This is a genomic window from Klebsiella sp. PL-2018 (assembly GCF_019048985.1).
GTDB classification, from domain to species: Bacteria; Pseudomonadota; Gammaproteobacteria; order Enterobacterales; family Enterobacteriaceae; genus Klebsiella; species Klebsiella michiganensis.
Genome location: NZ_CP077675.1, coordinates 101,798 through 122,124, shown reverse-complemented (window position 1 = coordinate 122,124; position 20,327 = coordinate 101,798). Strand labels below are relative to the sequence as shown.

Genomic DNA, 20,327 nt, shown 5'->3' with positions numbered 1-20,327 from the left:
AAAACAGTCAGTGCACTTCCTCCGCCTCTTTGACATTAATGCGACAGAACCGAATATCGTCGCATCGCCACACGTTACGACAAAACAGCCAGGAAATATCTGGCTGGGTTGTATCCGACTGTTTTACAGAAGGTTATGCAATTAAGGGACACAGCCTAGTAGGCTGTACCACACGCATCTCCTACTGGGATATACTTTCGCAAGGCAACAATAAACTTTCGGTTTTTAGCTTTTAGCTCTTACTATGCCAGGTTTCACCCGGCAAAAACATAACGCATCGTGGCTTCATCATCGGTTGAGTTGCACCCCTGGTGTACGATGATTTTTAAAAAAAGTATCCCGGTGTTTTCAGTGTTCCGTTAGCCTCATCAATGGTGTAAGCCAGATTTATGTTTCTCGGGCGAACAACCAATATGGTGTCCATAGCGATCATCGGGAGAGCCTGTCCGCCTTTCCCTTGATTACGTCCGGTATACAGCGTGATCGGAATTTCACGAAACAGAATTCGGTAATAGCGTTCTTTATCATCCTGCGGCCCACGGTAGAAAATCTTAAAAAACTCACTCGCCTGCGGAGCCAGTGAAAAATTCAGCGGAGTAAACAGAAGTTCGCCTTCAGAAATAGTACTTCTGTTTTCACCTCCCGGTCCCGGCTTATCAATTTTTACTGCGCCGATACTGTATATATTCTGTTTCTGGCTATCGTTATAGATTCGTTTACTGATAAATGATTTATCCGATGGCATCTCATAAATGGTCGACTCCAGGTAGACTGCCTGTGTAGAGAATGCTGTCAGACCGGAAAGTAGAATAAATACCCATCTAAGCGCCAGACGGCGGCGGTTCATGGCGTCACTCCCACCCAATTCGCCGTGACTTGTATCTCTCCACTGGCGCTGACGACACCTTCCCAGTCAGCGCCGGAAACGGTTAACATCGAACGCGAATCATTCATTGGGAAAAGCAACTTCAAATCAGTAGAATAATAGCTCCCATCGTCATTGTTATTTGCGTCCCAGGGCGTCTGTTGCCACTGCGCATCTCTCATACTGACTGCATCTTCATCGCAGCTATTTCGTTTTTGCACCACGCCCCCCGACTGACTGTTGTACTGCAGAAAAGCGGGAATTGGGACGGACAGCCCGCCTTGCGCAGACGTAAACAGACAGTAAGGACATTGTTTATCGTCATACTTTCCCCAATAACTTGCGCGGTAATACTGTCGGCCTGACGGGGGCCTGAGACGGTTACGGTGTAATCCATTTCTATAGGATGGGCATCGCCAATCGTGCCACTACCACTCGAAGAAGAAGTGTAATTCGAGGAGACTATACTGATTCCATACTCCTTCGGCACAATATTGAGCTGTAGCGAAGGGGGTAAACTGGTAAAATCCAGATTCTGGTGTCACTCCATTTTCAAAAGCAAACGTAAAAGGTTGGCTATTTGATATGCTGATCCCATTGTCCACCCATATTTTTCAGGAATGTTTTCGATAAAAATACATAGACATATTTGTTTTCATTACCACTACTAAAAACATTACTATAAACCGATTTAGTGTTATAGTTAGTCCAGGTTTGGCCATCACCAGAATATTTTATTGTGGCAGGGGCAGGCGAAAAACGGAGTAAGCTGCTATCAGCCAACATGCTAATTGTTAGTCTGTTCGTTAATCTGCTTTCTTGCTCTAAAGTATAAGACACCATCTTGCAGATAACACCATCAGCACGGTCGACCACTCCTATCTCACAGTTACCACTGTCTTTATTGATGCTAGGGGTACCATCACTTGCAATAAATAATTCCTGAAATGCATTGGTGGAAAATAAAGAAAGATGAGCTAGTTTACGTACTGAGAATGGTCTGATATACCAATTACCTCTTTCTTGGTCTTTACAGCGCTTCCCATCCGCATAATCGTAATTAATATTGGTTCTACAAAAGTTAAGTTTAAATGTTTCATTGCCCCCAACCTCCATTTTGCGAAAATATTCAAACGCCGAATTTGAAAACGATGCAAAACCATAGATTCCACCGTCAGTTCCTGCTCCGGTTGTTTTGGCATGATAATAACCAAATTGATCGGTAACGTCGCCAGCTATGAAGCCAGATGAAGGGCAATTAGCACCACGAGTACATCGAAGACCACTGAATGGCTCACTTATCGGCGAGTTCTCAATCCACATATCCTTATAGTAAGCGGCAGAGCCGCTCCAACCAATAAAGCCCATATATCCGATGCTAACTTGGTTAGATCCGTCAAGCTTTACCCAAGTGTTCGCCCCACTAAAACGAGGGTTTTGTGCAGATGGTGTTATAAAATATTCGTTATCAATGTTATTTTCTATAAATAAGAAATTGTTACTCTCCAAGGGCTGAGTGGTCGCAGAAAGCGCCCTGGCGGACGGAGATAACCCGATAAGAACACAACCCATAATTAGAGAAATACATTGTTTCATTAAATATACCTTATCGCTGCGCAATTGTGGATTGCGGAGCACATTTCACATCCCCTACCCACGCTGCGCCGCGTGCATTTTCCAGATCTAGTTCAGTTTCGCATCTGATGCCAGTGGCTGAAATTAACGTTATGACCGGATACTTTTTATCGATATCGATAGCAAACTCACCCTTTTCATCTGTACGCGTTTTACCAATGTGATTATGGATATCGGTATTTGCAGCCAACTGTCCATTGGGATAACGAATGCGCCCGAATACGGTGACCATGCTTTTCACTTCAGGGTTGATAACACCCACGTTACCCGGATATAGCGTCAGCTCCTGTTTGCGTCCTGAAACAATATCGAAGCTGTCCTCAGAGTTTTTATCATTAAGGAGTTCCAGATTGTACTGAGCATAGGGCGGCAGTGCAATGAAATTTGATTTACCGCTGAGAAGATAATTGCGGTTATTAATCTTCGCAGCCAGTTTCCCTTCGCCGGTCAAATCTGTTTTCACAATGATGCCAGACCGCTGCCGCTCCTTGCTCAGGCCGAAATCTTTACCTGCCCACGCCAGAGCCCCCTGTGAAGAAAAGTTCATACTGGTGGATTTGTCCGCAGAACGCGTTACCGATACATTGCCGGCGTTATATTTCGTGTCATAACTCAAATTGCCGTTTACCGAATAATTATTGTCGTAATACTGTTCGCCACTCAGACGCGTTGATGCCGACAGTCCGACCGATTTAATCAGGCCCTCAGCATACTGCTTACGTGCGCTGAGATTACCCCGAGTACTGCCATAGCGATCCCGGGAGACGCCCATGTTCAACCAGGATGCCAACGGCAACGATAAATCCAGACTGACATAACGTTCCTGTCGTCCATCATCATTTCGGTTGTTGTAGTAATAACGCTGAATACCTGCACGCAACCCAACCGTGCCATACCTGCCTGAAAAAAGAGTCGTACTGTAGTCCAGATTACGATATATATTTCCCGAGTAGCGATTCTCCGTCTGACTCACGGTGAGCGAGCCGCCATGAGAAATAAACTTTCCGAGGTTAAGAGTCCCGCCAATGGAATAATTATCACGCTCCTGCATGGGCAGACGGTCGCCAATTTTACTGTCTTCACGAGATGCCCAAAGGGAACCATATCCCTCAGGTACATTAAGGTTGATGTTATTGATATTTCGCCATGACGAATCATTCGCCACCAGCGTCTGACTGCCAATGCTTACGTACTCATTCACATTGAGCGTGGCATCCGTTTCATTAACCGCATTATCACCAAAACCGTAGAGCGTGGACTTCAGGCCCAGCCCCGACAATATCGCCAGCGTCACCGATGCGCCCCCACCAGCAATCCAGGTCTGCTCGCTGCCCAAATCCTGATAATGATTACGCTTATAACTCACACGGTCATAATCCAGTGAGCCACCAAACAGTTGCCACGAGAGCTGCTCAATCCCGGCAGTTTGTTGGCGGGCAAAGATTTTATTAACCCTGCTGATACGACTATTAATTGTCCTGCCATTGACCACGATATCTACCGTGACGTCATAAACTCCATACGGAAAACGACTGGTATCAATTTCATAACTGCCCATATTAAAGTTCTGGACGCTGAGCAAACGCCCATCACGGAAGACATGAACCTCGCCAGCTGCTGGCAAAAATACGGTAATCGGCGTGAGTGAAAGCGCGGTATTCTCAACAACCGTACTTCCTTTGTTTCCGTAGCTCACACCGTAAATTTTCCCGCCATTCAGCGCATTCAGGCTGGCAATAGACTGGACATTCCAGGTGTCGAGCATCCCAAGCGCCAGTCGATACCCGTCATAATCACGCTCATACATCGCACGATAGAGTGTACTGGTGCCGTTGCTGTCGCCGATGCCGTAAAACGAACCGTTAATGTTGATATGGTGCTCGCGCAGCGATGTAGTATTGTCCACCGTCAGATAGCTGCGGGTACTGCTGCCATTATGATAATCGTTGTAGTAGGTACCAAAGCTATAATTCAGGACGTTAGAGAGAAACTCCACGCTGGAAGGTCCAAGCAAACTACTGCGTGGGACAATCGCCTCAGTTAACGCATCTTTACTGACAATCATCTCCAGATGAAATGAAGAAACGTTGAGCTGCAGGCGTGCATTGTCCGATAGCTCGATATTTGTGTTATCGTGAAATTTCACATCACGAATTTTTTCTACCACCGCACGAGTTTTTCCAGATAACACAGTATTATTAGGCAATTCAGCAAGAGCCAGTGATTTAACTGTAATATTACCATCAACAAGCGAAATTACCGCATCGGCAATTTTTTGTTGACTTTTCTCGTCAGTCTCGTTGTAACGAATATATACAGGCACCGTCATTCCCTGCTCCAGTGAACGGGCGAAAGCGCTTGGAATAATGTAATTAGCCACTTTTACTGGGGCTGCATGTAAAAATCCTAGTGTCGTCGTGAGAAAAATGCAAACGCTACCCTTTACAATATTTTTAGTTGCTATGCCCATGATAAAATTCCGGTAATCAATTTTTTCAGTACAGATGGTAGCTATCGACCATCACTTCACTGTAATAAACTGCTTACCGTGCCAGATACCGATGTGTGAACGGTTATTGCTAATGTCAGTAAACTGTAATTGTATTTTCGTACCCGGCATAATGTAATAACGTTCGCGACAACCTCGTCCCTGATCGTGAGCCTTATCCTTACATGCGCCATAGGCGATCACACGAAACGAAACATTGCCATTATTGGTAATAACATCGCCATTTCGGCTATATTCGAAACGCTCTTTTCGCGGCGCGACCACCAGAATAGTACCAATTTCAGCCGACGCTGTTGCAACCGCCATTTTATTCGCCCGGGTTTCCGCGCTCTCGGTGACCGGCTCATCTATCCATTGCAGACGATAATAACGCTCGATATCATCTACAGGTCCCTTATAAAAGAAGCGAAATACATCCTTTGCCTGACCGGGAAGAATAAGATTGGCAGGTGTAGAAAGTAACTCTCCAGAATTGACAGGATTTATTTCGACGCCTCCCGCCAAAGGTGATGACAATTGTTTTACCGAAACACTGATATAACGCGCCGCATCAGTTGTATTAGTGATCTCTTTCGATAATGAACTCTCAGCAGAAGTCATTATCGATGTGATTTCACCTACATTAATGGCCCATCCGGGAAAAGATGCTACTGCTCCAACGAACATCGCTGTCGGTAAATATTTTTTCATGACACTATTCCTGATAAATAAGGGAGAAACAATTCCCCCTTATTTTTTTATTACTTAGGCATCCGGAGACGGAGTATTCCAGGTTGCAGTAAACTGGACTTTAACATCACCAGACCAATAGCCGTCAGGCAGTGCAGCAAACTCATCTACCGGGTCCTTATCAGGACCAGTCGCTGATTCGATGGTGAATTTGAAGGTGGATTTATCGCTTACACGAGATGTACCATTATAAGCACCGTTAGCCACTAGGTTTTCAAGACCAGCTGTCTTAGCTGTGGAAACCAAAACGGTATCAGTTGTTTTATTGAGTGCCGTACCGTTCCATGCCACCCCTACGCCAAGTGTGGAGGCATCCTCACCACTGCCTTTGATTAAGGTGTTACTGATAATCTTAGCTGCCAGCGAAAAATCGGTTGCTGTATCTTGCCCGGTAATGGACACATCAAAACCACTGTCCTGAGCGTTAAAAGTATTCAGTGCTTCGGCATACTCGAAAGTCAAAGAGCTTAACGGAGTGACAGTCAACAGACTGGTGGTGTCTTTTGTAGCCGTAGCATCCCACGAAGCTGTTGCTGAAGCTGTAACATCTGCCATCGCGCTTGTTGCAATAATAGATGAGGAAACCAGAGATGCTACTAAAAACATTTTTTTCATTATTTTCATCCTAAACAATTGCCTTTGCTTGCCTTGCCTTTGCTTGCTTTGGCTTGCTTTGGCTTGGCTTGGAGCCTATCCCATTAGGGCTATTTACTTGCCATTTTGAACCTAGTCAGAGCTCAGAATCCTCACGTACGAAGTGTACGCCCCAGTTTTTGCGCGTTGGTCGTGTTCAAACTGTCGGAGCCAATTACGCCTGCAGGAATAGGCTCTTAATCGTTAATCAATTACTAAAACACAGTAACTACTGTATACCAATTTCCTAACCTTGATCCAGCATTACTGACCATGCCCCTGATCCGAAATGCCTTCCAGCGATTACATTATCCTGTCGATATCATCGCCCAGTGTGTACGCTGGTATCTGGCCTATGCCCTGAGCCTGCGTAATCTGGAGGAGATGATGAGTGAGCGCGGGATTGTGGTTGACCATTCCACGTTGCATCGCTGGGTCATCCGCCTGGTGCCGTTACCGGATAAGGTCTTTCGCCGACATAAGCGCACAGTCGGTCGGCGATGGCGTATGGATGAAACCTACAGTGTGCCCGGAGTTCAGGGGTAGAGTCTTAGGGAGTGGTGTAAATTCAGCAGGATGGTGAGAGCCATCGGCTTATCCGGTAAGGTAATGGTTACTAAGACATTATCTGAAAAGGAGTCAACCGATGGCTGACAACAGCATGACATTCAGCAATACCCTGATGCAACTCGGCGGTGAGGACTTTCTGCGTGAACTCACTGAATTTATGCTCAACCGCATCATGGAAGCCGATGTCACACAGCGTATTAACGCAAAGCCCCATGAACGCAGTGATGAGCGGGAGACTTACCGCAATGGCTACCGTGACCGTCAGTACAACACCCGGCTCGGTACGCTGGACCTGCGTATCCCGAAGCTGCGTGAAGGCACCTACTTCCCGTCCTTCCTCGAAGCCCGCAGGCTGTCTGAGAAAGCGCTCAATGCGGTTATCCAGGAAGCGTGGATAAACGGCGTCTCCACCCGCAAGGTTGACGCGCTGGTCCAGTCGATGGGAATGACGGCATCTCCCGCAGCCAGGTGTCGTCCATCTGTCGTGGCATAGATGAGCGCGTACAGGCGTTCCTGCACCGACCACTGGAGGGGGAATGGCCTTACCTGTGGCTGGATGCGACTTACGTGAAAGTGCGCAAGAACAGCCGGGTGGTCAGCGTGGCCGTTATAATCGCCTGCGCGGTTAACCTGGACGGACGCCGGGAAATTATCGGAATGGGCATCGGCGAGTCAGAAGCCAAAGCGTTCTGGCTGGCCTTCCTGCTGAGCCTGAAGGAGCGCGGTCTGGAGGGCGTGAAGCTGGTCATCTCCGACTCGCACAGCGGTCTGAAGGCGGCGATACAGCAGGTGTTCTCCGCCAGCTGGCAGCGCTGCCGGGTTCACTTCATGCGCAACGTGCTGAGCCGCGTCAGCAGGGCGAACCAGTCGGTGGTACGTGCGGCACTGCAACAGGTGTTCGTGCAGACCGACGAGAAAAGCGCCCATGCCACCTGGCGTGAGGTTGCCGGTCAACTGGAGAAGAGCAATCCGGCAGTCACGGAGATGATGGACGAGGCCGAAGCAGATGTGCTGGCATACTTCAGCTTCCCTAAAGCGCATCGGGTGAAGATCCACTCCACCAACACACTGGAACGCCTGAACAAAGAGGTGAAGCGGCGTGCTGACGTAGTGGGCATCTTCCCCAATGAAGAGAGCATAACCCGACTTCTGGGGGCCGTGCTGACGGAACAGAACGAGGAATGGCTGCTGCAGAACCGTTATCTGCCACAACATACTATGACGGAGATAGACCAGGCCGCTGAAACTGAAGTAATCGAGGCGCTGCCACTCAGCGCTTAACAGACATATTACCGGACCGGAAGGCCGGATCTGAATTTACACCACCTTGACAGACTCGACCAGTTCAAGGGCGAGCATGGACGCTCAAATGAACCACGAGCCTGTCTGGAATATTGAACCGGTAGCTCATGACGAGTAACCCTACAATCCCGCCTGGTGTGACGGCGGAGAACCTGAGCGGCAGTGACCTGCGGCATGCCCGCAGGGTGATGTAACCCGCTGACAACGGGGATTGAGGCGAGATCACTAAGCCGAGATGATCCTCAAGGTTGAGTACTGAAAGGCTGAAGAACATGAACCCGTTAATCCGCCTCTGTGGGTTGAAAATGTCACCACGGCCTATGTGATCTGACAGGCCGTGCAGAAGGAACTGACACTGATAGATATGCCGTGTCGGTCAAAAGTGTTTTGACATGTAAGCAGAACACCGGGACAGCAGCGCCTAACACGCTCGCGTTGCTGACTTCTGCCAACTTGCGGCAAGCAAGGACAAAGAGTGCGACGGGCAGCCTCCTCAGTATGTTTGAGTCCAGACAGGTGAACCGGGGAAGGTCAGTGTCGGATGTTAAGGGGGCATGGCTCCGATGACGCGCTGGCTGGCGGAGCTTCCGTAGTAGTCCGCGATGGGGAAAGCCTATTACATGGCGAAGGGGAGCAGTTTAAATGTGTTTGCGAAGTGGATTAACTGACCCAGTGAGGTGAAGACCTTTGATAATCAGCGAAATGCAACGCAAGCTTGCCACATGGGCAGCAACTGATCCGTCCCGACGGATTGAACGGCCGATGCGTCTGATAACACAACAAGAATGGCTGGCTGAAGCGGCGCGGATCACACTTTCATCAAAGGGGGCTCATACCCCCGGCGTTGACGGTGTGAACAAAACAAAGCTACAGGCCGGACTGACTGCTGAGCTGCAAAGGCTCAGCCAAGAACTTCTCTCGGGTCACTACCAACCTATGCCAGCCAGACGGGTTTATATCCCTAAAAGCAACAGCAAACTGCGGCCTCTGGGCATCCCCACGTTGCGGGATCGTATTGTTCAGCGGGCCATGCTGATGGCAATTGTAGTGGCACTCTGAATTTGGCCACCTGAGTAGAGGTGATATGCTCACCTCAACATCTTACAGGTGAACCAATGAGCAAAATATTTACTGCTGAATTTAAAGCCGAAGCGGCAAAACTGGTCCTTGATCAGAACTACACTCACGGTGAAGCGGCTAAAGCGATGAACCTCAGCCTCTCGCTGGGTTAAATCGTTACGTATGGAGCGCCAGGGGAAAACGCCCCCGGGGCTGCCTCTGACGCCTGAGCAGACGGAACTCAGGAAAATGAGAAAACAAATACAACGCCTTGAAATGGAAAATGAAATCCTAAAAAAGGCTACCGCGCTCTTGATGTCGGACTCCCTGAAAAGTTCACGATAATCGACAGTCTGAGGGCGCACTACCCGGTAGCGCCATTGTGCCGGCTGTTCGGTGTTCACCGAAGCAGTTATCGTTACATTCGTAAAAATGGCAGGGATTCTGACGCTGAGCGGGCCGTCAAACGGAGTCTCGTCAGTGAAGTCTGGAATGCCAGTGGTGGCTCTGCTGGCGCGAGAAGTATCGCCACGATGGTCAGCGGCCGGGGCGTCAGACTCGGGCGATGGCTTGCAGGTAAGCTAATGAAAGAGCTGGATATCGCCAGTTGTCAGGCCCCGGCGCATAAATACAAATGCGGCGGGAACGAACACGTTGAAATACCTAACCATCTCGACCGGCAGTTCGCGGTAACAGCGCCGGATCAGATCTGGTGCGGCGATGTGACCTATATCTGGACGGGAAAATGCTGGGCTTATCTGGCCGCCGTGCTGGATCTGTTCGCCCGTAAACCTGTGGGCTGGGCGATGTCGACGTCGCCGGACTCGGCCCTCACGGTCAAAGCGTTGCAGATGGCCTGGGAGCATCGGGGGAAGCCAACAGGAGTGATGTTCCACAGTGACCAGGGCAGTCACTATACCAGCCGCCAGTACCGGCAGGCTCTGTGGCGCTGTCGAATAAAGCAGAGCATGAGTCGACGCGGTAACTGCTGGGATAATGCCCCTATGGAACGGTTCTTCCGGAGCCTGAAGACCGAATGGGTGCCGACGAAGGGCTATAACAGCTTCAAAGAAGCTCAGAGCGCGATAATCCGCTACATCACGGGCTATTACAGTGCCATCCGGCCCCACTGGTATAACGGTGGGTTAACGCCAAATGAATCAGAGCGGCTGTTCCACGAACAGTCAGGTCGTGTGGCCAAAATTAGTTGACCACTACAATATGTAGTGGCACACTGAATTTGGCCACCTGAGTAGAGGTGATATGCTCACCTCAACATCTTACAGGTGAACCAATGAGCAAAATATTTACTGCTGAATTTAAAGCCGAAGCGGCAAAACTGGTCCTTGATCAGAACTACACTCACGGTGAAGCGGCTAAAGCGATGAACGTCAGCCTCTCCGCCATCAACCGCTGGGTTAAATCGTTACGTATGGAGCGCCAGGGGAAAACGCCCCCGGGGCTGCCTCTGACGCCTGAGCAGACGGAACTCAGGGAAATGAGAAAACAAATACAACGCCTTGAAATGGAAAATGAAATCCTAAAAAAGGCTACCGCGCTCTTGATGTCGGACTCCCTGAAAAGTTCACGATAATCGACAGTCTGAGGGCGCACTACCCGGTAGCGCCATTGTGCCGGCTGTTCGGTGTTCACCGAAGCAGTTATCGTTACATTCGTAAAAATGGCAGGGATTCTGACGCTGAGCGGGCCGTCAAACGGAGTCTCGTCAGTGAAGTCTGGAATGCCAGTGGTGGCTCTGCTGGCGCGAGAAGTATCGCCACGATGGTCAGCGGCCGGGGCGTCAGACTCGGGCGATGGCTTGCAGGTAAGCTGATGAAAGAGCTGGATATCGCCAGTTGTCAGGCCCCGGCGCATAAATACAAACGCGGCGGGAACGAACACGTTGAAATACCTAACCATCTCGACCGGCAGTTCGCGGTAACAGCGCCGGATCAGATCTGGTGCGGCGATGTGACCTATAGTGTGCCCGGAGTTCAGGGCGGGCATGGATGCTTAAATGAACCGCGAGTCTGTCTGGAATATTGAACCGGTAACTCACGATGAGAAACCCAACAATCCCACCGGGTGTGACGGTGGAGAACCTGAGCGGCAGTGACCTGCGGCATGCCCGCAGGGTGATGTAACCCGCTGACAACGGGGATTGAGGCGAGATCACTAAGCCGAGATGATCCTCAAGGTTAAGTACTGAAAGGCTGAAGAACATGAACCCGTTAATCCGCCTCTGTGGGTTGAAAACGTCACCACGGCCTACGTGATCTGACAGGCCGTGCAGGAGGAACTGGCAGTGATACGTAAGCACTGCCGGTCGAAGGTGTTTTGACATGTATGCGAAACACCGGGGCAGCAGCGTCTATCACGCTTGCGTTGCTGACTTCTGCCAACTTGCGGCAAGCAAGGATAAAGAGTGCGACGGGCAGCCTCCTCAGTATGCCTGAGTCCAGGCAGGTAAACCGGGGAAGGTCAGCGACGGATGTTAAGGGGGCATGGCTCCGATGACGCGCTGGCTGGCGGAGCTTCCGTAGTAGTCCGCGATGGGGAAAGCCCATTACATGGCGAAGGGAAGCAGTTTGAATGTGTTTGCGACGTGAATTAACTGACCTAACGAGGTGAAGACCTTTGATAATCAGCGAAATGCAACGCAAGCTTGCCACATGGGCAGTCACCGATCCGTCCCTACGGATTCAACGGCTGCTGCGTCTGATAACACAACCAGAATGGCTGGCTGAAGCGGCGCGGATCACGCTTTCATCAAAGGGGGCCCATACCCCCGGCGTTGATGGCGTGAACAAAACAATGCTACAGGCCAGACTGGCTGTTGAGCTGCAAATCCTCAGGGATGAATTACTCTCAGGCCACTACCAGCCCTTGCCCGCCAGACGGGTTTACATCCCTAAAAGCAACGGCAAACTGCGACCACTGGGTATCCCCGCGTTGCGGGATCGTATTGTTCAGCGGGCCATGCTGATGGCGATGGAGCCGATATGGGAGAGTGATTTTCATACGCTCTCATATGGCTTCCGGCCTGAGCGCAGTGTCCACCACGCGATCCGCACGGTGAAATTACAGCTCACAGACTGTGGTGAAACCCGGGGACGCTGGGTGATTGAAGGCGACCTGTCCAGTTACTTCGACACCGTACATCATCGACTGCTGATGAAGGCTGTACGCCGCAGGATCAGTGACGCACGTTTCATGACTCTGCTGTGGAAAACCATCAAGGCGGGACATATCGATGTCGGTCTCTTTCGGGCGGCCAGTGAAGGTGTGCCACAGGGCGGTGTTATATCGCCGCTATTATCGAACATCATGCTGAATGAGTTCGATCAATACCTGCATGAGCGCTACCTGAGCGGGAAAGCCAGAAAAGATCGGTGGTACTGGAATAACAGTATCCAACGGGGCCGAAGTACGGCGGTCAGAGAAAACTGGCAGTGGAAACCCGCGGTGGCGTACTGCCGCTATGCCGATGATTTTGTCCTCATCGTCAAAGGCACCAAAGCACAGGCGGAAGCCATCAGGGAGGAGTGTCGGGGTGTGCACGAAGGCAGTCTGAAACTCAGGCTGAACATGGATAAGACTAAAATCACCCATGTTAATGACGGCTTTATCTTTCTGGGGCACAGGATCATTCGCAAACGCAGTCGTTATGGCGAGATGCGAGTGGTCTCAACGATCCCGCAGGAGAAAGCCAGAAACTTCGCCGCATCGCTGACAGCACTGTTATCAGGCAACTACAGTGAAAGCAAAGTCGATATGGCTGAACAACTCAACCGAAAACTGAAAGGCTGGGCCATGTTCTATCAGTTCGTTGATTTTAAGGCCAAAGTCTTCAGTTATATCGACCGTGTCGTGTTCTGGAAGCTGGCTCACTGGCTGGCCCGCAAATACCGTACAGGTATCGCTTCCCTGATGAGGTGGTGGTGTAAATCACCGAAACCGGGTCAGAGCAAAACGTGGGTTTTATTTGGTAAAACCAATCACGGCAAGCTCAGCGGCGAAATACTGTACCGGTTGGTGGGGCAAGGCAAGAAGCTGTTCCGCTGGCGGCTACCCGAAGGTAATCCCTATCTGAGGACGGAGACCAGAAACACGTATACATCGCGCTTTACAGAAGTGGCAATGGCGTTCGCCAGCATTTAAATGGAGAGCCGGATGCGCTGAAAGGTGCACGTCCGGTTCGGGGAGGAGAGGCAGGGAAATAGTCCGACTACGCCCTGCCTCTTACTCTACTCTGGACGGGAAAATGCTGGGCTTATCTGGCCGCCGTGCTGGATCTGTTCGCCCGTAAACCTGTGGGCTGGGCGATGTCGACGTCGCCGGACTCGGCCCTCACGGTCAAAGCGTTGCAGATGGCCTGGGAGCATCGGGGGAAGCCAACAGGAGTGATGTTCCACAGTGACCAGGGCAGTCACTATACCAGCCGCCAGTACCGGCAGGCTCTGTGGCGCTGTCGAATAAAGCAGAGCATGAGTCGACGCGGTAACTGCTGGGATAATGCCCCTATGGAACGGTTCTTCCGGAGCCTGAAGACCGAATGGGTGCCGACGAAGGGCTATAACAGCTTCAAAGAAGCTCAGAGCGCGATAATCCGCTACATCACGGGCTATTACAGTGCCATCCGGCCCCACTGGTATAACGGTGGGTTAACGCCAAATGAATCAGAGCGGCTGTTCCACGAACAGTCAGGTCGTGTGGCCAAAATTAGTTGACCACTACACCCCGCCACTAAAACACACACCAGCAACCGTATCCCGCCTCCCCTTTGTTATGATTATTGATAAATACAAATGTTATCGTTAACCTTTTGAATCGATTCAGCTATTCTCACCCTGTGGTCAGGCTCACTGACTGCCTTGAAAGATATTCGTTTATGGCTACTTAGCTTTCACCCCCGCTTCTGCGGGGGCTTTTTTTTTGCTGACATTTCATTTCGTTTCTTTACGTAGCATCGACGCTATTCATCTGTCTTTCTGTTATTTTATGCACGTTATCTCCTGCACCACCCCAACTGTTCAAACGAAAATAAAAATCGCCCCATACAGTCCTTGCTGCCCTCTGTTCGCGCAGAGGTTTTTTTTTGCGCAAACGACACCGGAACACGCCCACACTGATGAATCCCTGCGTTTTTGTGGTATAAAGAAGACGGCTTACCATCCCAGGAAAGCCACGTATCTCCTTTTTCATATCTGATACACTCGATTTTGAAGTGAGGCCCCCGCGGATTGCTGAGGCCTTTTTTTTGTCTGGCACCCTGACTATGTTTTACCCGGTATGCCGTAAAGCCTGTGCGCCCTTTTGTTGATAAATTTGCAGGCCCATCTCTGCCGTCGTCAGTGATGCCCCCCGGTGTTCACCAAATATCGGCCTCTCTTTAAATACAAACCAGGTTTGCGGGGGGGGGGGCCTATTAAGTTGTCAAGCATGTTTATGATGCCGCAGGGGAATAAAAAGTACCGTCACGCATCATGGCGAACAGAACGTCACAGCGCCGTCTTGCCGGGGCGATAAGTGCCTGATTGTGTCGCTTTCCCTGGCTCATTTTGCGTGTGTAGTAAGCCCTAGACACCGGGTCCCTGAGCGCGGCGAAGGCCGACAGGAACAGCGCCCGCTTGAGGGTTTTATTGCCTCGTCTTGACGGGTGTTCGCCACGTATCGACGAGCCGGAGCGCCGGGTTACCGGTGCAATGCCAGCATAAGCAGCGAGATGTGCGGCGGAGGCGAAGGCGCGACAGGCGACCTCTGTGAGGAGTCTGGCTGCGGTCCTGACACCGACTCCGGGCATGCTGGTCAGGACCGAGTAAAGAGGGTGAGCAAAGACCCGCTGTTCTACCTCAAGGGCCACTGTCTGGCTCGCCACAGACCAAGTAGGCAGCCTGACGGCTGCGACTTGTCATGGCCTTCGGCGACTGTTATAACCCTGGCTCACACTTTTTCTGTGAAATGATTATGCTTCCCCGCTTCGCCGATATCTTTCAGCAGGGCAACCGCTGGCTTAGCTGGTATCACAAACAGCCTGAAGGTTCTGTTCGTCCCGCCGTCATTGAGGCTGTCACTAAAATCATGGCCTGCGGCACACGCTCATGGGATACACCTGCTGGCAGAGCCCTGACCCCGGATGTGGTCACTCAAAAAAGTCTGTTTTCGCTGCAAAAGCCGCTCCTGCCCACACTGCGGCGTAAAAGCCGGTGAAATCTGGATACAGTATCTTCTGGGCCTGGTCCCTGACGCAGAATGGCAGCACATCACCTTCACCCTACCCTGTGAGTTCTGGCCCCTGATTTACCACAACCGCTGGCTGCTCGCCGAAATGAGCCGCCTCGCGGCAGACGTTATCCTGGAAACCGGCCGACGCGGCGACTTTCTTCCGGGCTGCTTCAGCGTCATCCATACCTGGGGGCGCGACCAGCAGTAGCATCCGCATATTCACCTTTCCACAACGGCCGGCGGGATTACTGACGCCAGCACCTGGAAGAAAGTGCAGTTTTACGCCCGCAACGTGATGCCGATGTGGCGCTGGCGTATCACTGACCTGCTGCGCCGGGAATTCTGGCGGCTGGAGATACCGGCAACCCTGGCCGCAGAAAGCCGCAGCCGGCAGGACTGGAATCGCTTTCTGGACCGGCACTACAGGAGAAAATGGAATGTGCGGGTGTCGAAGGTGATGGACAACGCCACGCACGTGGCGATGTACTTCGGGGCTTACCTTAAGAAGCCCCCGGTGTCGATGAGCCGGCTGGAGCACTACGCCGGGCGGGATGAAATTATCATGCGCTACCGCAGTCACCGGACAAAGCAGGAGGAGACGCTGACGCTGAGCGGGGATGAGTTTATGGAACGCTTCTCCTGGCATGTGCCGGAGAAGCGGTTCCGGATGGTGCGGTATTACGGCTTTCTGAGCCCGTCGAAGCGAGCCGTGCTGGAAGTCGTGTATCTGTTAAAAGAGACGCAGCGAAAAACGGCGCGGAAGGTGACATGGCGGGGGCTGTACCAGCGGCTGCTGAAAGTGGACCCACTGGCGTGCATTTTGTGCGGGAAGATAATGTGTTTCGGCGGGCTGAAACGGGGGCAGCGGCTTGCGGAACTGATGGCCCGGCATGAGCAGCTGGCGCAGATGAAAATGTGCGGTTAGGCGCGGATGCAGGGAAGATCCGTCCGCAGCGCAGGGAAAGTTTAAAAGACGGTCAGTTAATCGATATCACCGATAAATCAGTGATTACCGATTGAAGCAAACAATCACAGACCTCCGCCAGCGCTGGTCAGGAGTCAAAAGTGGTGGTTATTTGTTGTTCAGTTTCAGGTTTTAATTCCTATCAATGAACTTGTTTTGATGAATGACGGGAAAAATGCGACGAAAAAGATAATCGCTTTCGGATTGGCAATGGCCAGTAAAAACCCCTGGTTAAATGCCGTTAGCATTTGTGTCTTGATTCCACCATTATCATCGGCATCGATACGTGGCGCTATAAACAAGCGAACTCCGATATAAATGATGTACCCAGCACCAGCAGTCCTGACAACAGCCATTAGCCCGTCACTGACCCCGCCAATAGTATAGATAACCAGCAAAGAAATCAGCGCCTGTAGAAGAGACGCAACCACATTCCCCAGTGCCGCCATATTCCCCAGCATTAATCCGTGTTTCTGTTGACAGGTATTCATAGCGAGCATCATTGAAGGCCCCGGAATTATATACTCGATTAACCTGAAGTTGCATTTTTCAGCGTCTGGAATTTGTCATTAATACGGCAACTCAGCACTCCTGCGATTTCAGGTAATCGATAGGTAAAAAATCTGCTTATCGCCACTCTGAACGCCTTTGTTGTTGCGAAGTACCGGTTGTTTCTGGCCTCTTCGTTCATCACCTTCCACAGCCGTTCTATCGGATTCAGATTCGGACTGTAGGAAGGCAGGTAATGCAGTTCAATATTCATCACTACCGCCCACCTAAAAACGAAAGAGTGCTCCCACCGTGGAAGGTGGGAGGGGAATTTCGATGACGCGCCAGCGTCAAAGATTCGTCAGCCGCGCTGGTGCTGAATGTACCTCTTCACGACTTCCAGCGGCGCTCCACCGCATGAGCCGACGAAATAGCTGCGTGACCATAGCACGGGCTTACTGTACGCCGCACGCAAGTCCAGAAACTCATTCCGTAGCCGCCGACTGGTGACGGATTTCAGGCTGTTAACCAGTTTAGATAACTGCACCGTCGGTGGGTACTCGATCAACATGTGAACGTGATCCGCCTCGCCGTCACACTCTTTCAGTTCCGCCCCAAAATCACCGCACACCTCTGATGCATACTGACTTGCTTTCTCGAGGTGAAATTCCCCGAAAACCTTTCTGCGATATTTCGTCACAAAAACGACATGAACATGCAGCAAATACGCGCTATGCCTACTTCTTTTGATTTCCTGCACCGCTTGACCCCAGACAAATATTGTGGTTAATATACACACATTAGCCCAATACACACTGAATGAAAATGCTTATCTTAAAGGCGTATAAATACAGACTGGAACCGACGGACGTACAGGCGCAACGACTGCGCCAGATGTGCGGCTGCGCTCGTTTCGTCTGGAATTATGGCCTGACAGAAACGCAACGCATTCTTGATGCTGGTCAGAAACTGCCGTCATACGCTGAATTATGCAAAATGCTTACAGTGGTGAAGGGGATGCCGGAAACCGCCTTTCTGTCAGAAGGCTACACCGACAACCTACAGCAGAAACTGAAAGACCTGCACGGGGCATGGAACCGTTGTTTTGATAAGCGCCTGTCGGCTGAAAAGCCGGTATTCAAGCGTAAGAGCAAAGGCAACGATTCGATCAGATTCGTCAATTTCGACAAATACTGCCACCTTGACCGCAAGCGCGTTAAATTGCCGTCTGGACTGGGCTGGGTCAAGTTCCGCCAGTCTCGCGCCGTGGAAGGGAAGATCAAAAATGCAACCGTCAGCCAGCACGCTGGCGGCTGGTATATCTCGTTTCAGGTAGAAATTGAGGTGGAGCAGCCAGCGCACCCGTCAACGTCAGCTATCGGTCTGGATGCGGGTATCAGCAAGCTGGCAACGCTGTCAGACGGCACCATCTTTGAGCCGGTAAACAGCTTTAAAAAGAATCAGGCGAAGCTGGCGCGGCTACAGCGCCAACTGGCCAGAATGGTGAAATTCAGCGCGAACTGGAAAAAACAGAAGGCGAAAATTTCCCGCTTACATTCGCATATCGCCAACATCCGCCGCGAGTACCTTCACAAAGTCACAACAACAATCAGCAAAAATCACGCGATGGTCGTTATAGAGGATCTGAAGGTTTCCAACATGTCAAAATCGGCAGCGGGTACGGTAGACGAGCCGGGGCGCAATGTCGCGGCAAAATCTGGACTTAACCGGGCGATACTGGATCAGGGCTGGAACGAAATGAGTCGTCAGCTTGAGTACAAGCAGCTCTGGCGCGGTGGTCAGGTGCTGGCAGTCCCTCCGGCATATACCAGTCAGCGGTGTTCGTGCTGTGGTCATACAGCGAAGGAAAACCGTCAATCGCAGGCAGTATTTGTCTGCGTAGCGTGTGGTTACGAAGCGAACGCCGACATAAACGGCGCTCGTAATATTCTCGCGGCAGGGCATGCCGTATTCGGCAGGGCATGCCGTATTGTCCGGGATTAACCCCGGACGCGCCCGTATGGCGGCGTAAGCCGTTAAGCGTGGAACCGGGCAATGCGGTAACGTGTTGCTACCTGAAAAGGAATCCCCCTCCTGATTCACGAAGTGAGAAGGTGGGGGAGGATGTCAACTCGTCTCTTTGCTTACGCAGTGTGATGAGCTGGAATGCCAGGCGCGGGAGGACGATGACAGCAGCATTCGTGCCGGGAACGACGAAGGTTTGCTCGCTCAGTGCCTGGGTGATGTCAGCAGCAAGGCGCTTTCCCAGACAGGGTGCGAGTTTGCTGAGTTGGGTTGCCAGCTTCTTCTCACCCAGCGAAGCGAGTTTTTCGGGCGAGGGATATCGCTGGAGCAGATCGAGCACGGCCGGGTGATCCAGTCTCGGGCCGAGAACGCGCTCCAGAGCCGGATGTATCTGGGTCAACAGACCACAGACCGGCAGGCCGGGGCGCAGGCTGCATCTTTGCCTGGACAAAGGCTATGAAGCCTAATGGCTGGAAATCTGTTTGAAAGCTCGTCGCTATGAACCTCATATCCAGTCGAAGAAAGAGGCGTCTGAGGCGGTTAAAAACACCGACTTCAAGGCACATCGTTGGGTTGTGGAAAGAACGCATAGCTGGATGAATCGTTTCCGACGCGTACTGACGCGTTGGGAGAAGAAAGTCGAGAACTACGAAGCGATGCTGCATTTTGCATGCAGCATTATTGTCTGGAATAAGATCCTATTGGGATAGACTCTAAGGGACGCAGCCTAGATAGTAGTACAGCTGTTTTTTTATTTATATAAATGAGGTTTAGTTTTGATTGAATCGTATACAAATAATATCTATTTTGAAGTAGGTTGCGAATTACTCGATAAATGGGCAATAAAAACGTATCACTCTAGTAAAGTTTATTGTATCGACTTTAATCTATATAATATACAAAAATCAATAACCTTCATTTTTGAGAAAAACTGTCCGATACAAACACAAAATACACACTATCTGATTTTCTGTGATGGTGGCTATTTACTGCCAATAGCGAAATATATTAAATCAAACAGCTTGCAATCCATCGAGATAATTGTTAAAGAGAAGAAAAACAGAAGTGGAGTGCTTCTAATAAATGAGAATGTAGGGATCTTGGGGGGGGGGAGGGCGAGAAATGCTCTAACAAAATCCGAGTTCGAACTTTTTTATTCTGTCATAATTCAAGAGTCAATGAATAAGTATTGCTCTCGAAAAAAAATAAAGCATAAAACATATTATAGCATCAGGGGTAGGATTTTAAAAAAAATGGGAGTAAACAAAAATATGTTATTCCTGATGAAATGAGGGTCGTGACGCGGATTTAGTGGTAGTGTG

At 50.6% G+C, this 20,327-nt stretch carries 7 protein-coding genes and 15 pseudogenes; 11 read left to right on the top strand and 11 right to left on the bottom strand.

Annotated elements, in window-relative coordinates:
* Nucleotides 1-51: 51 nt before the first annotated feature.
* Nucleotides 52-145, top strand: a pseudogene (locus MKleb_RS29020) (IS5/IS1182 family transposase); the annotation flags it as partial.
* 10 nt (nucleotides 146-155) lie between these two features.
* Here the strand turns inward: MKleb_RS29020 and MKleb_RS29015 are convergent.
* The 5 genes and pseudogenes from MKleb_RS29015 to ecpA all read right to left on the bottom strand — a co-directional run bounded on the left by MKleb_RS29015 (nucleotide 156) and on the right by ecpA (nucleotide 6,353).
* Nucleotides 156-847 (bottom strand): annotated as a pseudogene (locus MKleb_RS29015) (fimbria/pilus periplasmic chaperone).
* Nucleotides 844-2,461: pseudogene (locus MKleb_RS29010) on the bottom strand (fimbrial protein). Before MKleb_RS29010 ends, MKleb_RS29015 begins: the two co-directional pseudogenes overlap by 4 nt.
* Nucleotides 2,462-2,471: 10 nt before the next feature.
* Nucleotides 2,472-4,964, bottom strand: coding sequence for a TcfC E-set like domain-containing protein (locus MKleb_RS29005; RefSeq protein ID WP_217077074.1), 2,493 nt, complete (start codon nucleotides 4,962-4,964; stop codon nucleotides 2,472-2,474).
* Between the two features lie 57 nt (nucleotides 4,965-5,021).
* Nucleotides 5,022-5,699: an EcpB family pilus assembly chaperone gene (locus MKleb_RS29000; protein WP_217077028.1), complete on the bottom strand. Its 678-nt coding sequence runs from the start codon at nucleotides 5,697-5,699 to the stop codon at nucleotides 5,022-5,024.
* A gap of 54 nt (nucleotides 5,700-5,753) precedes the next feature.
* Nucleotides 5,754-6,353, bottom strand: coding sequence for a common pilus major fimbrillin subunit EcpA (gene ecpA, locus MKleb_RS28995; RefSeq protein WP_217077027.1), 600 nt, complete (start codon nucleotides 6,351-6,353; stop codon nucleotides 5,754-5,756).
* Nucleotides 6,354-6,644: 291 nt separating this feature from the next.
* Here ecpA and MKleb_RS28990 point away from each other — a divergent pair.
* The 7 genes and pseudogenes from MKleb_RS28990 to MKleb_RS28955 form a co-directional block, all read left to right on the top strand.
* Nucleotides 6,645-6,893, top strand: a pseudogene (locus MKleb_RS28990) (IS6 family transposase); the annotation flags it as partial.
* Nucleotides 6,894-7,017: 124 nt separating this feature from the next.
* Nucleotides 7,018-8,222, top strand: a pseudogene (locus MKleb_RS28985) (IS256 family transposase).
* 723 nt (nucleotides 8,223-8,945) lie between these two features.
* Nucleotides 8,946-9,287 (top strand): annotated as a pseudogene (locus MKleb_RS28980) (group II intron reverse transcriptase/maturase); the annotation flags it as partial.
* 71 nt (nucleotides 9,288-9,358) lie between these two features.
* Nucleotides 9,359-10,513, top strand: a pseudogene (locus MKleb_RS28975) (IS3 family transposase).
* Between the two features lie 83 nt (nucleotides 10,514-10,596).
* Nucleotides 10,597-11,282, top strand: a pseudogene (locus MKleb_RS30070) (transposase); the annotation flags it as partial.
* Nucleotides 11,283-11,954: 672 nt separating this feature from the next.
* Complete coding sequence (gene ltrA / locus MKleb_RS28960; protein WP_217076961.1) at nucleotides 11,955-13,463, top strand: group II intron reverse transcriptase/maturase; 1,509 nt, start codon at nucleotides 11,955-11,957, stop codon at nucleotides 13,461-13,463.
* 80 nt (nucleotides 13,464-13,543) lie between these two features.
* Nucleotides 13,544-14,032, top strand: a pseudogene (locus MKleb_RS28955) (IS3 family transposase); the annotation flags it as partial.
* A gap of 571 nt (nucleotides 14,033-14,603) precedes the next feature.
* Here the strand turns inward: MKleb_RS28955 and MKleb_RS30065 are convergent.
* Both MKleb_RS30065 and MKleb_RS28950 read right to left on the bottom strand, forming a co-directional pair.
* A pseudogene (locus MKleb_RS30065) lies at nucleotides 14,604-14,717 on the bottom strand (DsbA family protein); the annotation flags it as partial.
* Nucleotides 14,718-14,748: 31 nt separating this feature from the next.
* Nucleotides 14,749-15,168 (bottom strand): annotated as a pseudogene (locus tag MKleb_RS28950) (transposase); the annotation flags it as partial.
* 101 nt (nucleotides 15,169-15,269) lie between these two features.
* On the opposite strand from MKleb_RS28950, the pseudogene MKleb_RS28945 reads away from it, so the two are divergent.
* A pseudogene (locus tag MKleb_RS28945) lies at nucleotides 15,270-16,452 on the top strand (IS91 family transposase).
* 164 nt (nucleotides 16,453-16,616) lie between these two features.
* Here MKleb_RS28945 and MKleb_RS28940 read toward each other — a convergent pair.
* The 3 genes and pseudogenes from MKleb_RS28940 to tnpA form a co-directional block, all read right to left on the bottom strand.
* Nucleotides 16,617-17,009, bottom strand: a complete 393-nt coding sequence (locus MKleb_RS28940; RefSeq protein ID WP_228740828.1) for a LysE family translocator — start codon at nucleotides 17,007-17,009, stop codon at nucleotides 16,617-16,619.
* Nucleotides 17,010-17,020: 11 nt separating this feature from the next.
* Nucleotides 17,021-17,275, bottom strand: a pseudogene (locus MKleb_RS28935) (transposase); the annotation flags it as partial.
* A 66-nt stretch (nucleotides 17,276-17,341) separates the two neighbouring features.
* A complete protein-coding gene (gene tnpA, locus MKleb_RS28930) occupies nucleotides 17,342-17,779 on the bottom strand; it encodes an IS200/IS605 family transposase (protein WP_416381404.1) in 438 nt (145 codons plus the stop codon).
* A gap of 26 nt (nucleotides 17,780-17,805) precedes the next feature.
* Between tnpA and MKleb_RS28925 the strand changes: the two genes are divergently transcribed.
* Nucleotides 17,806-18,984 (top strand): RNA-guided endonuclease InsQ/TnpB family protein, encoded by a 1,179-nt coding sequence (locus MKleb_RS28925; RefSeq protein ID WP_217077021.1) that lies wholly within the window; start codon nucleotides 17,806-17,808, stop codon nucleotides 18,982-18,984.
* A 124-nt stretch (nucleotides 18,985-19,108) separates the two neighbouring features.
* On the opposite strand, the pseudogene MKleb_RS28920 reads toward MKleb_RS28925, so the two are convergent.
* A pseudogene (locus MKleb_RS28920) lies at nucleotides 19,109-19,411 on the bottom strand (IS110 family transposase); the annotation flags it as partial.
* A gap of 10 nt (nucleotides 19,412-19,421) precedes the next feature.
* Here MKleb_RS28920 and MKleb_RS28915 point away from each other — a divergent pair.
* Nucleotides 19,422-19,715, top strand: a pseudogene (locus MKleb_RS28915) (transposase); the annotation flags it as partial.
* Between the last annotated feature and the right edge of the window lie 612 nt (nucleotides 19,716-20,327).

Bases quoted from the DNA above. Each gene is read 5' to 3' on its own strand.
- MKleb_RS29000 (WP_217077028.1), bottom strand. From the start codon at position 5,699: ATGAAAAAATATTTACCGACAGCGATGTTCGTTGGAGCAGTAGCATCT.
- ecpA (WP_217077027.1), bottom strand. From the start codon at position 6,353: ATGAAAAAAATGTTTTTAGTAGCATCTCTGGTTTCCTCATCTATTATT.
- MKleb_RS28925 (WP_217077021.1), top strand. From the start codon at position 17,806: ATGCTTATCTTAAAGGCGTATAAATACAGACTGGAACCGACGGACGTA.
- ltrA (WP_217076961.1), top strand. From the start codon at position 11,955: ATGCAACGCAAGCTTGCCACATGGGCAGTCACCGATCCGTCCCTACGG.